This is a genomic window from Piscinibacter lacus, from assembly GCF_016735685.1.
Taxonomy (GTDB): Bacteria; Pseudomonadota; Gammaproteobacteria; order Burkholderiales; family Burkholderiaceae_C; genus Aquariibacter; species Aquariibacter lacus.
In genome coordinates this window covers 354,803-368,958 of the sequence record NZ_JAERRA010000001.1, presented here as the reverse complement: position 1 = coordinate 368,958, position 14,156 = coordinate 354,803, and the positions used below count along the sequence as shown (strand labels likewise).

Here is a 14,156-nt window from a genome sequence, read left to right as displayed (position 1 = left end):
CCGCCATGCGCCACGACCTGCTGCCCCGCCTCGTCTGCCCCGCCTGCCGCCGCGGCCTGCGGCTGCGTGCCTGGTCGGCCGATGCCGAGCGGGTGCACCTCGGGCACTTGCAGTGCCCGGCCTGCGCCATCGTCACGCCCATCGTCGACGGCTTCGTGCTCTTCACCGAGCCCCTGCTGCATGCCGGCCAGGCCCGCCCCGAGGCCCTGGCCGCCCTGGGCGAGCGCCTGTTCGGCCCCGCCGAGGCCCTGGCCGACGCGCTGCGCGCGCGTCGCCAGCGCGGCGCGTGCGAGGTCTATGCCGCCTTCCAGCCCTTCAACGAGGCGATGCGGGTGATCGAGCCGCTCCTGCCCTGGCTGCGGCCGCGCGTGCCGGCCCAAGGCGGCGCCATCCTCGACCTGTGGTGCCGCACCGGCTGGAGCGCGCAGTGGCTGGCCGGCTGCTTCCCCGAAACGCCGGTGGTGGCGATGTGGGAGGGCGCGCACAGCGTGCTGGGCTACAAGGGCTGGCACCACCTGATGGGGCCGGGGCAGCGGCGCGGCAATCTGGACGTGGTCTTTTCCGACCCGCGCCAGCCCCTGCCCTTTGCCGATGCCGCCTTCTCCCTGGTCTACAGCCACGACGTGCTGCACCGCCACGGCTGGCAGCCGCTGGCCGGCGAGAGCCTGCGCGTGGCCCATGCCGAGGGCGCCGTGCTGCACACCCACCTGCACCTGCGCAACAGCGAGCCCGAGCCCTTCTTCGAGCGCGGCTGCCAGCAAGAGCATGGTCGCGACTGGCGGGCCTGGCTGGACGGCGTCGAGGCTGCCGAACCCCCGCGGCGCGGCTGGGTGCTGGGCGAATCCGAAGTCTTCGACACGCCCCGGCTGACCCGCCTTGCCGATGGCGCCAATACCCCCGACTACAACGGCCTGCTGCTGCTGCTGCCCGCGCATGCGGACGACCGCCTGAGCGAACACGCGCCAGCCGATGGGCCAGGCGATGCAGCCGCCGAGGCGCCGGGCGACACCCCAACGCCGGGCGGGCCCGGCCCTGCCTTCCCCGCCTGGGCCCCCGGCTGGCGCCAGGTACTCAATCCCCTGATGCGCTGCTCGGCCTCGGCCGGCGAGGCGCGGGTGCACCCGGCCGCGCTGGGTGGCACGGTGGCGGGCCTGCTGCGCCAGCATCCCGTCTACCAGGCGCGGCTGCCGGCTCAGGGCCTGAGGCTGGACGGCGGGGACTGGGCCCTGCTCGCCCTGTGTGCTGCGGGCCTGGACGGCGCGGCCCTGCGCGCCTGCGTCGACGAAGCCGCCGCGCCGCGCAGCCACCAGCGCCTGGCCCGCTTGAACCGCCATGAGCTGCTGCATGCCGCGCCGGTCGACCGCTGCGCCCTGCACGTGCAGAACGTGCATGCCCTGCAGGCCGACACCCTGAACCCGCCCGATGCCGACCCCCAGGCCCTGCACGCGCGCGTGACCCAATGGCTGGACCGCTGGGCCGCCGAGCCGACGCGCACCGTGCTGCGCCTGGACGATGGCGAGGGCCTCAGCGGCGCCGAAGCCCGGCACTTGATCCAGGCCCTGCAGCAGGCCCTGCGCCAGCCCCCCGGCGGCCTCGCGCCCGCGACGCTGCGGCTGCGCGGCGATCACCCCCTGCTGGACCTGCTCGCCCTGGCCGCCGCCCTGGCCGGCTGCCCGCTGCACTGGACCGCGGAGCCCGGCCCCCCCGCCGTGCAGCGCCTGCCCGCCGATCCCGGCCCGGATGATTCACCCGCCCCCTGGCAAGCCCTGGGGGCCGACGGCGACCCCACCGGCCTGCTGGCCCAGGTGCTGGCCGACGCCAGCGAAACCGCAGCCCCGGCCATCTCCCTCAAGCTGGACACCCCCGTGCACCTGCCCGCCGCCGGCCTGCACGCCCCCCTGCATCACTGGCTGAGCGGCAGCCTGCTGCTCCAGCCCTGGGTGATCGGCCGGGACGGCCCGGCCGATGCGCGCGTGCCGGGCTGGCTGCTGCGCTGGGGGCGGTGGCAGGCCGAGGCGCTGGGCTGGGACGAGGTGGCCCGCGTCAATGCCGGGGAGCAGACCCCGGCCTGAACGGTTCTAATCCATTCATGAATCCATTCACTGATTGATTCATGAAGACCACCGATCGCGCCGAGGCCCTGCGCCGCCTGCTGGCCCGCGGGCCGGCCACACCGCAGCAACTTGTTGAAAAGCTTGGGATCAGCCAGCCCACGCTGTCGCGCGCCCTGGCGGCACTGGGTGACGAGGTGCTGCGCCTTGGCGCGGCGCGATCCATTCATTACCTGCTGCGCGACAGCGCCCGCGGCCTGCCGCCGATCCCCGTCTACCGCGTGACGGCCGAAGGGCAGGTCGCCCGCCTCGGCCTGCTCGGCCCGGTCGCGTCCGAGGGCTTCCTGATGCAGGAAGACGATGGCAAGACGCTGCACAGCGAAGGCCTGCCCTGGTGGCTGCTGGACATGCGGCCACAGGGCTTCGTCGGCCGCGCCTACGCCGCCCGCCACGCCCAGGCCCTGGGCCTGCCGCCCAACCTGGCCGAGTGGAGCGACACCCAGGCCCTGCGCGCCCTGCTCGTCCACGGACACGATGCGGTCGGCAACCTGCTGCTGGGCGATTGACCTGCCCCCAGCACCCGTACCAGGCTTTGTGAGGAATCCGCTTGGTTGAAGGAGATTACTCCTGGGTTTTCTGCGGCGCCGGCACGGCGCCGCCGGTTGTCTGGCGATGCTGCGCCGCGAACGTCGCTGGCGGCATCCGTCCGCAACTGCTGTGCGGTCGCACCTCGTTGTAGTCGGTCCGCCAGCGCGCGATCTCGACGCGCGCCTGCTTCAAGCTCTGGAACCAGTGCTCGTTCAGGCACTCGTCGCGGAACTTGCCGTTGAAGCTCTCGATGTAGGCGTTCTGTGTGGGCTTGCCCGGCTGGTTGAGGATATGGCGCACGCCCTTGGCCTGCGCCCAGGCCATGAAGGCGCGGCTGGTGAACTCCGGCCCCTGGTCGGTCCTCACGGCCTGCGGGTAGCCCCGGAACCGCGCAACCTGGTCCAGCACCCGCGCGACGTACTCGCCGCCGATGCCGTGGTCCACGGCGATGTCCACGCACTCGTGGCTGAAGTCATCGGTGACGGTCAGGCACTTGATGCGCCGCCCTCTGGCCAGGCTGTCGCTGACGAAGTCCATGCTCCACACCTCGTTGATCGTCTGGCACTCGTGCAGCGGCACGCGTTCGAGCTTCAGGCGCTGCTTGCTCCGGCGCTTGCGCACCGACAGGTCGGCCAGCTTGTAGAGCCGGTACACGCGCTTGTCGTTGATCTTGGTGCCTGTGGCGCGCAGCAAGTCGGCGATGCGCCGGTAGCCAAAACGCCGCCGCTCGTGCGCCAGCTCGACGATGCGCTGGCTCGTGACTTGGTCGTGCTGCGCACGCTGGGGCGGATGCCGCCAGCTATCGCGCGACAGGCCCACCAAGGCGCAAGCGCGCCGCTCACTGATCAAGGTCGCTTCCAACATCGTGCCCACCGCGCGTCGCTTCGCCGGTGGGCTCAGCGCTTTACGCCGAAGGCCACCTTCAGCGCCTCGTTGTCCAGTACCGCCTCGGCCAGCAGCCTCTTGAGTCGGTTGTTCTCGGCTTCCAGCTCGCGCAGCCGCTTGGCGTCGCTGGGCTCCATGCCGCCGAACTTGGCTCGCCACTTGTAAAAGGTTGCCGAGCTGAACCCCTCTCGGCGGCACAGGTCCGCCACGCTCATGCCCGCGTCGGCCTGCTTGATGAACCCGATGACTTGCTCGTCTGTGAATCTGCTCTTGCGCATCGCGCTTCCTGTCGGTTGCGCGGATTCTTCTCTATTGCCTTGGTACGGATGGCGGGTTGCAGGTCACGATGTCGCGCGGGACGCCTTCCTCAACGCCGCGGCCCCGCAGGCCCTGCCGGCCGCCGAGCTGGCACAACGCTACGCGCAACTTGCCGCCGAGGCCTTGCAGGGCGGGGCGCCCAGCTCCTCGGCCGGGGGCGAACAGCCCAAGTTCAGCGCCCATGTCGAAACCCCGGACGGCCCGCGGCATGTGCTCGTCAAGTTCACCCTGCCCGAGGACAACCCCGTCACCGCCCGCTGGCGCGACCTGCTGCTGGCCGAACACCATGCCCTGCAAACCCTTAGCGCAGCAGGTGTGCCGGCCGCAGCGAGCCGCGTGATCGACCACGCCGGCCAGCGCTTCCTGGAAACCCAGCGCTTCGACCGGGTCGGCGCGCTGGGCCGCCGGGGTCTGCTCTCACTGGCCGCCGTGGAAGCCGAATTCGTCGGCGGCGCCGGCGCCGCCTGGCCCGAGCTGACCCAGCGCCTGGCCACGCCCGCGGCAAACGGCAAAGAAGCCGTCATCACCCCGGAAGCCCACGCCGGCGCCACCCTGCTACATGCCTTCGGCACCCTCATCGGCAACACCGACATGCATGCCGGCAACCTGTCCTTCCTAAGCGACAGCGGCCGCCCCTACACCCTGGCCCCCGCCTACGACATGCTGCCCATGGCCTTCGCCCCCCGCGCCAGCGGCAACCTGCCCGACACCCCACCGCCCGTTCATCTTCGAGGCATCGTGCCTGCCGCCACATGGCGACAGGCGCTGGCATTGAGCGCGGATTACCTGGGGCGCTTGCGGGGGGAGGCGGGGTTCACGCAGGGGTTTGGACGGTGTGTGGAAGGTTTGGAGGGGGTGTGGCGGGAGGTGGAGGGGAGGGTGGGGAGGATGGGTTGAGGCGTTGGTCCCAGGCCGTTCTGTTGGTACAGCGCCGGTGAGCTTAGGCATCTATCCTGAGGACAACCCAGGCGGCCTTGCACCCGTAGCGCAGCCCGTCGGCGATCAGAACCCGCGTGCGCTTGCACAGCACCGATGATCCGCAGGAGCCATGGCCGGACACGCTGGCCGCCGATGAGGACATCGTTCAGGAGTGGGATGGCTTCCAGATGCCTGCGCAGCGTTGGTGCTCATCCAAGCCAGCCGGCATCACCCTGCGCGCGTCTTTCATCAGGGTCCTCAGCACTCGATGCTGCAGCAGAGGCCGGTTGTCGTTTTGCAGTCCGCACCTTGTTCCTGTCGATGTTGCTGAGTCGCTGGTGGTGACTGGCTCAGATTCAAGCTGAATCGCTGCGCGATTCATCAGGGAATGCTTTCGTGTTGACTTTCAGGGATGCCCTTGCGTTTGAGCTGAGGCGCGAGCGCCGGTATGGTGCATGGCCCGCCGGATGGATGATGTACAACTCCAGGATGCGGGCCAAGTGTCACGCCGGTGCGGGTCGGCTCCAGCGACTGGTTAGGCATCAGCGCGCGAACTACAGACTGGCATTTAGCACGATGCGCCAATCAACTCTAGGTTTGAAATGATCATCAGAAGCCTGGATTCGGTGCGCCCGACAGGCGTGGCCTTGAGCCAAGCACCTACGTTGTGAAACTTGTTGTCTTTCCGCTTGATGCCAGTTGTGTGAAGTGCCCCTACCGCGAGCGCATCGCTCATGGCATCTAGCGAGCGTTGGCTCCGGTGCGCCACATGGTTTCGGAGAGCAATGACCGCGTCGATGAGAGCCGTTTGAGACGCCGACAGGCTGCGGAATCTATCGGCATGTGCCTCGACAAGCCAGATTGCAGCCCGCTTTTTCAGCTCAGCGAAGTTTGGAAAGGTGATGTTGTTGCCTGAGGCGTTGGCTAGGGACTGTACGTCTGCCTTGCTCAGGTGAAGTGGAAGTGCGAGTCTGCCGAACTTCTGAAAGACGCGGTTCGACTTCTCTTGAGTCTTGATGTGCTCGTTGAAGGAGTCTTCAAGATGCACCTTGAAGCGAGCGGCATCAACATTGATATACGCAACAAACAGATCACTGATGAACCCTTCCCATGCGACTGCAGCGGCGAGAAGGCTGTGTTCTGTCAAAGTCGATTGATCACTGTCACTAGGAAGGCCCGCCACACCTGCTAAGTAGAAGTTTTTCAGATCGAACAGTTGGGTCTTGAAGTCATCCCGGATGTTTTTGGGTGCGATCTTTCTCATACAGTCCCTCTTGCAGTGAGCTTGCAGGGCGACAGGCGCCTTGCGTGGTGGGCGCCGTCGCAATGGACCTTTACAGTTGAACTGATAGTTGCCAGTTCATTGATTTCGTCCGCGCCAAAATCTCTGGCACAGACGTGAGAAGTAGCTCTCCCGACACATTATTGTATAGAGCAACGCGGTGCCTTTCCTTCAATGCATCGGAGGCGGCAATCTCGCCTTCGGTGAGTGCAAAAAAGAAACCTGTAAAACCAGGACGAACCCTCTCTTGATTAGCGGTTTTGATTTCGATGAATGTCATTCTTGGTAGAGCAGTACGGACTGCAACGTGATTAGTGAAGTCAATTTGCTCAGACGTTGGAAAAGCAATGGCATCAAAGCTTGAACCCTTGATAACCACACCTGTCTCTGACAAAGCGGACAACAAGACCTTTAGGCCAACACCTCGTGGCCGAGGGACCCAATGTTCCATATCGGCCAATGCGCTCAGTTCTCCCAATGCACCGCTTTGATTCGCCATCCGAGCAAGGTGCTGACGCTTAGCCTTAATGACTGCAAGAGGGTTCATTGAGATGCCTAACGAATGAAAGGGACTTCCCCGTCCCGAGCTAGCCGCGTGTAGCGGCGACCGGCATCAAAGTGCCACGATGGGGTTGCGAATCTCATCAACTCACTCGAAAGGGGAAGTCCATGACCATTGTGTGCGTCGGCATCGACTTGGCGAAGAACGTGTTTGCCCTGCACGGGGTGGATGAGGCGGGCAAGCCCGCGCTGGTGCGCCCGGCGGTGCCGCGGGCCAAGCTTCTGGAGGCTCTCGCCGCGCTGCCGCCTTGCCTGGTCGCCATGGAAGCCTGCTCGGGTGCGCATCACTGGGCGCGCCAGTTCCAGCAGCTCGGCCACACCGTCAAGCTCATCGCCCCCAAGTTCGTCATCCCTTACCGGCTCTCGGGTAAGCGCGGCAAAAATGATGCAGCCGACGCTGCCGCCATCTGCGAAGCCGCCCAGCGCCCCAGCATGCGCTTCGTGCCCGCCAAGAGCCTGGAGCAGCAAGGTCAGCTGTGCCTGCACCGCGTGCGCCAAGGCTTTGTCGAGCAGCGCACCGCCCTCATCAACCGCATCCGCGGCCTGCTCAGCGAGTTCGGCATCGTGCTGCCGCTCAAAGCCACCACGGTGCGGCGCGAGGCGCTCTTGCACCTGGAGGACTTGCCCGGCTGGGCCAACCTCGCCGTGGGCGATTGCTTGAGCGAGGTCGGCAGGCTCGACGAGCGCATCCGGGAGTACGACCGGCACCTGAGCCAACTGGCCCGCCAGAGCGAAGCCGCCCGGCGCCTGATGCGCCTGTCGGGCATCGGAGAGACCACGGCCACGGCGCTGATGGCGGCCATCGGTCATGGCCACGACTTCCAGTGTGGACGCCAGTTCGCCGCCTGGCTGGGCCTGGTGCCGGGCCAGTACAGCTCGGGCGGCAAGACGCGGCTGGGGCGCATCAACAAAGCAGGAGACGCCTACCTGCGCAGCCTCTTGGTGCTGGGTGCCAGGGCGGTGCTGGCCGCGGCCAAGAACAAGGCCGACCCGATCAGCCGCTGGGCCGTGAGCCTGCAGGAGCGGCGCGGCTACTGGAAAGCGGTGGTGGCCATGGCGGCCAAGAACGCGCGCCTGGCCTGGGCGGTGCTGGCCAAGGGCGAGGACTTCAAGCTGCCGGCTTGAGCGGCACGCTGCCCACCGATCAACCTGCTCAACCGGAGACCACAACACCGATTTCTTCCGCCGCATGACCGGCCTGTCGTTGATGAGCAAAGGTTGGACCTGTGCGGGGTGGTTCTGGTTAATTCAAGGGAGCGGAAAACCGGCTCCGACTAACGATTGAGAACCCCCGCGCGCGTCTTCACATCAGGGTCCGCAGCACTTTGAAGCTGCCGCAATGACCGTTTGTAGTAACCCCAGTCCGCACTTGCTCTGCAGACAACGATCAAACCCCAAACGCTGGCGGCGATTCAAGACCCCGAGTTCCGACCTCGTTGGCTGCGCCAACAAGATCGGCTGGTTTTCTTGTTGCTATTCGTGGGGAAGCCCTTGTAGTACTTTAGGCATCACAGCAGCACTCGCCACATGACGCCGAATGTTCAAGATGCCTTGAGCCTACCGTGACCTGCTTCCAAGGCATAGGGACCACACAACCCCTTCTTGCGAGGGCTTGCAACGGCGCGTTAGGCGGCCCAACGGCAACACGGCAGCGGCACACCCTCGGGCCCGGATGCATGCGCCTTCCGACGATCACCCCCCCCAAAGCAAAACGCCGCGACAGAAGCCGCGGCGTTTTGCTTCACCCCGCCTGCATCTTGCAGGGCCTGTCTCACACGTCGATATTCGCCGCCCTCAAGGCATTGCTCTCGATGAACTCCCGCCGCGGCTCCACCTCATCGCCCATGAGCATGGTGAAGACGCGATCGGCTTCGATCGCGTCTTCGATCTGCACGCGCAGCAGGCGGCGCACGCTCGGGTCCATGGTGGTTTCCCAAAGCTGCGAGGGGTTCATTTCGCCCAGGCCCTTGTAGCGCTGGCGGGCGACGCCGTTCTCGGCTTGCTGCATCAGCCAGGCCATGGCGGCGCGGAAGTCGGCGGCCTTGGCGCTCTTCTGCTTTTCGCCTTCGCCGCGCTTGACGACGGCTTCGCCGCTGAGCAGGCCCTTGAAGGTGAGGCCGGCCTGGCTGAGCGCTTCGTAGTCGGCGCCGTGGACGAAATCGGCGGTGATGAGGCTGCTCTTCACATTGCCGTGGTGGCGGCGGCTGATGCGCAGGTAGGGCTTGTCGGTGCGGGCATCGACTTCGGCGCTGACTTGCGCGTCGTGCAGGGCAGCGGCCAGGGCGGTGGCGCTGGCGGCTGCTGCTTCGGGCGTGTCCAGGTTCAGCACCAGGCCTTCGGCCAGGGCGCGCAGGGCCTCGACATCCATCCAGTTGGACAGGCGCTCGATGACGTTGGTGGCCAGCACGTACTGGCGGGCCAGCTCTTCCAGCACGGGGCCGCTGAGGGCCGGGCGGCCTTCGCCGGGCTCGACGACAGCGCCTTCGAGCGCGACCTTCATCAGGTAGCTGTCGAGCTCGTGGCCGTCCTTCAGGTATTGCTCGGCCTTGCCGTGCTTGACCTTGTAGAGCGGGGGCTGGGCGATGTAGATGTGACCGCGCTCGACCAGCTCGGGCATCTGCCGGAACAGGAAGGTGAGCAGCAGGGTGCGGATGTGGGCGCCGTCCACGTCCGCGTCGGTCATGATGATGATGCGGTGGTAGCGCAGCTTGTCGGGGTTGAAATCGTCCCCGCCCATGCCCTTGCCGATGCCGGTGCCGAGTGCCGTGATGAGCGTCAGGATTTCGTTGCTGGTCAGCAGCTTCTCGTAGCGGGCTTTCTCGACATTCAGGATCTTGCCGCGCAGGGGCAGGATGGCCTGGAACTTCCGGTCGCGGCCCTGCTTGGCCGAGCCGCCGGCGGAGTCGCCCTCGACGATGTAGATCTCGCAGAGCGCCGGGTCCTTCTCCTGGCAGTCGGCCAGCTTGCCGGGCAGGCCCAGGCCGTCGAGCACACCCTTGCGGCGCGTCATCTCGCGGGCCTTGCGGGCGGCGTCGCGGGCGCGGGCAGCGTCGATGATCTTGCCGCAGACGATCTTGGCGTCGGTCGGGTTCTCAAGCAGCCAGTCGTTGAGCAGGCGGCCGACGATGTCCTCGACCGGCGCACGCACCTCGGAGCTGACCAGCTTGTCTTTGGTCTGGCTGCTGAACTTGGGCTCGGGCACCTTGACGCTGACGACGCAGGCCAGGCCTTCGCGCATGTCATCGCCACCGACCTCGACCTTGGCCTTCTTGGCCAGTTCGTTGTCTTCGATGTACTTGTTGATGACGCGGGTCATCGCGGCGCGCAGGCCGGTCAGGTGGGTGCCGCCGTCGCGCTGGGGGATGTTGTTGGTGAAGCAGAGGACGGATTCGTTGTAGCCGTCGTTCCACTGCATCGAAACCTCGACGCCGATGGTGGTGCCCTGCTCGCTGAGCTTCTCGCCCACGGCATGGAAGATGTTCGGATGCAGGGTGCGCTTGCCCTGGTTGATGAACTCGACGAAGCCCTTCACGCCGCCGGCATAGGCGAAGTTGTCTTCCTTGTTGTGGCGTTCGTCGACCAAGCGGATCTTGACGCCGTTGTTCAGGAAGCTGAGTTCGCGCAGGCGTTTGGCCAGGATGTCGTAGTGGAACTCGACATTCGTGAAGATGGTTTCGTCAGGCAGGAAGTGCACTTCGGTGCCGCGCTTGTCGGTGTCGCCGATGACGCGCATGGGGCTGACCTCGAAACCCTCGCGCTGCTCCAGCACGCGGTCCTGCGGCACGCCCTGGCGGAACTCCAGGTGATGCACCTTGCCCTCGCGGCGCACGGTCAGGCGCAGCCATTTGCTGAGCGCGTTCACGCAGCTCACGCCCACGCCGTGCAGGCCACCCGAGACCTTGTAGCTGTTCTGGTTGAACTTGCCGCCGGCATGCAGCTCGGTCAGCGCGATCTCGGCGGCACTGCGCTTGGGCTCATGCTTGTCGTCCATCTTCACGCCGGTGGGGATGCCACGGCCGTTGTCGATGACGCTGATGCTGTTGTCGCTGTGGATGGTGACGGTGATGTCGTCGCAATGGCCGGCCAGCGCTTCGTCGATGGAGTTGTCGACCACTTCGAAGACGAGGTGGTGCAGGCCGGTGCCGTCGGAGGTGTCACCGATGTACATGCCCGGCCGCTTGCGCACGGCTTCCAGGCCTTCGAGGATCTGGATCGAATCCGAGCCGTAGGCGGCGCTCGCGCCGTCGCCAGTCAGCGGCTGCGGCGCGGCGGTGGGCGGAAGGGCGGGGGCTTGTTCGGGAAGATCGCTCATGGGGATTCGCTGCCGGGCGACACGCAAACGCGCCACCCAAGAAAAACACAAGCGGGCACCCGGCCCGCTTCACGCCGCGAGGCCCGCCCGCCAGGGGTCGGGCCTCCGGGGCTCAGATGCGCATGGGCATCACGACGTACTTGAAGTCCTCGCCACCGGGCACGGTGATCAGCACCGAGCTGTTCGCGTCCTGCAGGGCCAGGGTCACCATCTCCTGGTCCATGTTGGCGAGCACGTCCATCAGGTAGCTGACGTTGAAGCCGATCTCGATGGCGTCGCCGCCATAGTCGATCTCAAGCTCTTCCTTGGCTTCTTCCTGCTCGGCATTGCTGGAGGCAATGCGCAACAGGCCGGGCTCGATGTTGAGCCGCACGCCCTTGAACTTCTCGCTGGTAAGGATGGCCGCGCGCTGCAGGGCCGAGAGCAGGGTGGCACGGCCCAGGGTGATGAAGTTGCGGTGGCCCTTGGGGATCACGCGCTGGTAGTCCGGGAACTTGCCTTCGACCAGCTTGGTGACGAACTCCAGGCCGCTGAAGTCGAAGCGCGCCTGGTTGCCGGCAAAGCGCATTTCGATGGGGCTGTCGTCGTCCTTGAGGAGGCGTTGCAGCTCCAGCACCGTCTTGCGCGGCAGGATGACTTCCTGCTTCGGACAGTCGGTTTCCAGCGTGGCGCGGGCCAGGGCCAGGCGGTGACCATCGGTCGCCACCAGGGTCAGCGACTGGCCTTCGGCGACGAAGAGGATGCCGTTGAGGTAGTAGCGGATGTCATGAACCGCCATCGCGAAGTGCACCTGCGCGATCAGGGCCTTCAGCACCTTCTGCGGCACCGCGAAGGCAGGGCCGAAGTCGGCGGCCTCTTGGACGAGGGGGAAGTCCTCGGGCGGCAGGGTCTGCAAGCTGAAGCGGCTCTTGCCGCCGCTGAGGACCAGCTTGTTCTGCTCGGCCTTGAGGCTGACCGTCTGGTCGCTGGGCAGCGAGCGAAGGATGTCGATCAGCTTCTTGGCGCCGACGGTGGTCGACGCGTCTTCCGCATCGCCGTCGAAGCTGGCCCGGGTGCGGATCTGGATCTCAAGGTCGCTCGTGGTCAGTTCGATCTGGCCATTGTGCTTGCGCAGCAGGACGTTGGCGAGCACGGGCAGCGTGTGTCGCCTTTCGACGATGCCGGCCACGGTTTGCAAGGTGGCGAGCAGCTTGTCCTGCGGTGCTTTCAACACAATCATGGAATCCTCAAGATGGTCGTAGTCGTAGAGGCGGCTTCTGCCTGTGGACAAGGCGATTTTCGCCCGTTTCGGCGCGGGTTTAGCCTTCGCGAAGGTCTGTGGATGCCGGCAGCCGCCGATGTGCCGCGCGGATGAACAAGTCAGCGCGACGGCCCGAAGCTGTGGATAAGCCTGAAGTTGTCCGCAAACGATCCACAGCTTTGTGCTTTGACGCCGGTTTTCAACAGGTCTAGAAGGGTGCGGGGGCGGGTGCGCAGGAGCTTGTGCCGGCTCTCGGGCAGCCGTCGCGCCGCATTCAGCCCTTGAGCGTCTGCTCCAGCACGTGAAGCTGCTGGTTGAGTTCGCTGTTCTTCTGCCGCTCGCCACCGATCTTGCGCACGGCATGCAGCACGGTGGTGTGGTCGCGGCCGCCGAAGAGCTCGCCAATTTCGGGCAGGCTCTTCTGCGTCAGTTCCTTGGCCAGGTACATCGCGATCTGGCGCGGCCGGGCGATCGAGGCCGGGCGCTTCTTGCTGTACATGTCGGCGACCTTGATCTTGTAGAAGTCGGCCACCGTCTTCTGGATGTTCTCGACCGAGATCTGCCGGTTCTGGATCGACAGCAGGTCCTTCAGCGCTTCGCGCGCCAGGCCGATGTTGATGTCCTTGTGGCTGAAGCGCGCATAGGCCAGCACCTTGCGCAGCGCGCCTTCGAGCTCGCGCACATTCGCCCGCACGTTCTTGGCCACGAAGAAGGCGACGTCCTCGGGCATGGGCGCGCCTTCGGATTCCGACTTCTTCAGCAGGATGGCGACCCGCATCTCCAGCTCCGGTGGCTCGATGGCCACCGTCAGGCCGGCGTCGAAGCGGCTGGTCAGGCGCTCGTCGATGTCGGCCAGCCCCTTGGGGTAGGTGTCGCTGGTCATGATGATGTGCGCGCGCTTGGCCAGCAGCGCTTCGAAGGCGTTGAAGAACTCCTCCTGGGTGCGCTCCTTGCCGGCGAAGAACTGCACATCGTCGATCAGCAGCAGGTCCAGCGAGTGGTACTTGGCCTTCAGCTCGTCGAAGGTCTTGCGCTGGTAGTTCTTGACCACATCCGAGATGAACTGCTCGGCATGCAGGTAGAGGATGCGGGCATCGGGCTTGTCGCGCAGCAGCGCATTGCCCACCGCATGGATCAGGTGGGTCTTGCCCAGGCCGACGCCGCCGTAGATGAACAGCGGGTTGTACATGACTCCCGGCGCCCCGGCCACGTGCAGCGCGGCCGTGCGCGCCATCTGGTTGGCCCGGCCGGGGACCAGGTTCTCGAAGGTCAGCGAGGCATTCAGGCGATGCGTGGCCAGGGCTGGCGGCTCGCTGGGGCGCAGCGCGGGGGCGCTGTCGCCGACGGGCTGGCCGGCCTGGGCCGGCAGGGGGGCCCCGATGCGCGCAGGCGCCGGCTCGCGGGCGGCAAGCTGGAGCTCGACCCGCACGCTCTGGCCGCTCAGCTCGGCCATCAGGGCCTCGATGCGCGCGCCGTACTGGCTGCGGATCCAGTCCATCTTGAAGCGGTTGGGCACCTTCAGGGTGAGGACGAGGCCGCCTTCGGCGTCCTCGCTCAGTTCCGCCGGCGGCAGCGGGCGGATCCAGGTGTTGAATTGCTGCTCGGGCAGTTCGGCCGCGAGTCGCTCGCAGCCGAGCTGCCACAGGGGGTTGCGCGAGGTGGTTTCACCCATCGGATCGCTTGTGGACAAGGGGCTTCGGAGCGGCCGGATTCTAGACCTGCCAAGCCCCGCCCGGCAGGACTTATCCACAGCCTGTGGAGTGCAAGTTGTGGCTTGACAGGCGGCCGGGAAGTCGTCCTTCTCACGCAGCGCGCGCATGCCTTGCGCTGCTGCGCATGCGGGCTGTGTTGTAATTGCGGGTTTTCCGCGTGATGCGGCGGCCCGGCCTCGGGCTTTCGCCTTGCGGAGGATCCGGCCGATCGGGCCGGCAAACCGTCGCTGCGACACGCCGGCTTTGGCCCAGCGTGCCCTGCGACCTGTCTTTTTCTCTGTTCCCTGTC

At 66.2% G+C, this 14,156-nt stretch carries 10 protein-coding genes; 4 read left to right on the top strand and 6 right to left on the bottom strand.

Features of this window, described 5'->3' with window-relative positions; genetic code table 11:
* Positions 1-5 precede the first annotated feature (5 nt).
* Both JI742_RS01725 and JI742_RS01720 read left to right on the top strand, forming a co-directional pair.
* Entirely contained in the window at positions 6-2,072 is a 2,067-nt protein-coding gene (locus JI742_RS01725; RefSeq protein ID WP_201823417.1) for a hypothetical protein, read from the top strand.
* Between the two features lie 41 nt (positions 2,073-2,113).
* Positions 2,114-2,617 (top strand): ArsR family transcriptional regulator, encoded by a 504-nt coding sequence (locus JI742_RS01720; protein ID WP_201823414.1) that lies wholly within the window; start codon positions 2,114-2,116, stop codon positions 2,615-2,617.
* Between the two features lie 55 nt (positions 2,618-2,672).
* Here the strand turns inward: JI742_RS01720 and JI742_RS01715 are convergent.
* Positions 2,673-3,802, bottom strand: a protein-coding gene (locus JI742_RS01715; RefSeq protein ID WP_201823411.1) for an IS3 family transposase whose coding sequence is annotated in 2 segments (ribosomal slippage) — positions 2,673-3,541 and positions 3,541-3,802 — 1,131 coding nt in all. Because the reading frame shifts where the segments join, the coding sequence is not laid out codon by codon here.
* Between JI742_RS01715 and JI742_RS01710 the strand changes: the two genes are divergently transcribed.
* Entirely contained in the window at positions 3,795-4,739 is a 945-nt protein-coding gene (locus JI742_RS01710) for a HipA domain-containing protein (protein ID WP_236676737.1), read from the top strand. The two genes, JI742_RS01715 and JI742_RS01710, sit on opposite strands and share 8 nt — an antisense overlap.
* Positions 4,740-5,328: 589 nt before the next feature.
* On the opposite strand, the gene JI742_RS01705 is transcribed toward JI742_RS01710, so the two are convergent.
* Both JI742_RS01705 and JI742_RS01700 read right to left on the bottom strand, forming a co-directional pair.
* Positions 5,329-6,024 carry a hypothetical protein gene (locus JI742_RS01705; RefSeq protein WP_201823405.1) on the bottom strand — a complete coding sequence of 232 codons (696 nt, stop codon included), beginning with the start codon at positions 6,022-6,024 and terminating at the stop codon, positions 5,329-5,331.
* A 70-nt stretch (positions 6,025-6,094) separates the two neighbouring features.
* A complete protein-coding gene (locus JI742_RS01700) occupies positions 6,095-6,589 on the bottom strand; it encodes a hypothetical protein (RefSeq protein ID WP_201823401.1) in 495 nt (164 codons plus the stop codon).
* Between the two features lie 122 nt (positions 6,590-6,711).
* Between JI742_RS01700 and JI742_RS01695 the strand changes: the two genes are divergently transcribed.
* Complete coding sequence (locus JI742_RS01695) at positions 6,712-7,728, top strand: IS110 family RNA-guided transposase (protein ID WP_201823398.1); 1,017 nt, start codon at positions 6,712-6,714, stop codon at positions 7,726-7,728.
* A 646-nt stretch (positions 7,729-8,374) separates the two neighbouring features.
* Here JI742_RS01695 and gyrB read toward each other — a convergent pair.
* The 3 genes from gyrB to dnaA all read right to left on the bottom strand — a co-directional run bounded on the left by gyrB (position 8,375) and on the right by dnaA (position 13,827).
* Positions 8,375-10,915 carry a DNA topoisomerase (ATP-hydrolyzing) subunit B gene (gyrB, locus tag JI742_RS01690; RefSeq protein ID WP_201823395.1) on the bottom strand — a complete coding sequence of 847 codons (2,541 nt, stop codon included), beginning with the start codon at positions 10,913-10,915 and terminating at the stop codon, positions 8,375-8,377.
* A gap of 112 nt (positions 10,916-11,027) precedes the next feature.
* A complete protein-coding gene (dnaN, locus tag JI742_RS01685; RefSeq protein ID WP_201826278.1) occupies positions 11,028-12,134 on the bottom strand; it encodes a DNA polymerase III subunit beta in 1,107 nt (368 codons plus the stop codon).
* Positions 12,135-12,429: 295 nt separating this feature from the next.
* The gene (dnaA, locus tag JI742_RS01680; RefSeq protein ID WP_201823391.1) at positions 12,430-13,827 is read right to left on the bottom strand and encodes a chromosomal replication initiator protein DnaA; all 1,398 of its coding nucleotides are present in this window, start codon (positions 13,825-13,827) and stop codon (positions 12,430-12,432) included.
* Positions 13,828-14,156 lie beyond the last annotated feature (329 nt).

Bases quoted from the DNA above. Each gene is read 5' to 3' on its own strand.
- JI742_RS01725 (WP_201823417.1), top strand. From the start codon at position 6: ATGCGCCACGACCTGCTGCCCCGCCTCGTCTGCCCCGCCTGCCGCCGC.
- JI742_RS01720 (WP_201823414.1), top strand. From the start codon at position 2,114: ATGAAGACCACCGATCGCGCCGAGGCCCTGCGCCGCCTGCTGGCCCGC.
- JI742_RS01705 (WP_201823405.1), bottom strand. From the start codon at position 6,024: ATGAGAAAGATCGCACCCAAAAACATCCGGGATGACTTCAAGACCCAA.
- JI742_RS01700 (WP_201823401.1), bottom strand. From the start codon at position 6,589: ATGAACCCTCTTGCAGTCATTAAGGCTAAGCGTCAGCACCTTGCTCGG.
- JI742_RS01695 (WP_201823398.1), top strand. From the start codon at position 6,712: ATGACCATTGTGTGCGTCGGCATCGACTTGGCGAAGAACGTGTTTGCC.
- gyrB (WP_201823395.1), bottom strand. From the start codon at position 10,915: ATGAGCGATCTTCCCGAACAAGCCCCCGCCCTTCCGCCCACCGCCGCG.
- dnaN (WP_201826278.1), bottom strand. From the start codon at position 12,134: ATGATTGTGTTGAAAGCACCGCAGGACAAGCTGCTCGCCACCTTGCAA.
- dnaA (WP_201823391.1), bottom strand. From the start codon at position 13,827: ATGGGTGAAACCACCTCGCGCAACCCCCTGTGGCAGCTCGGCTGCGAG.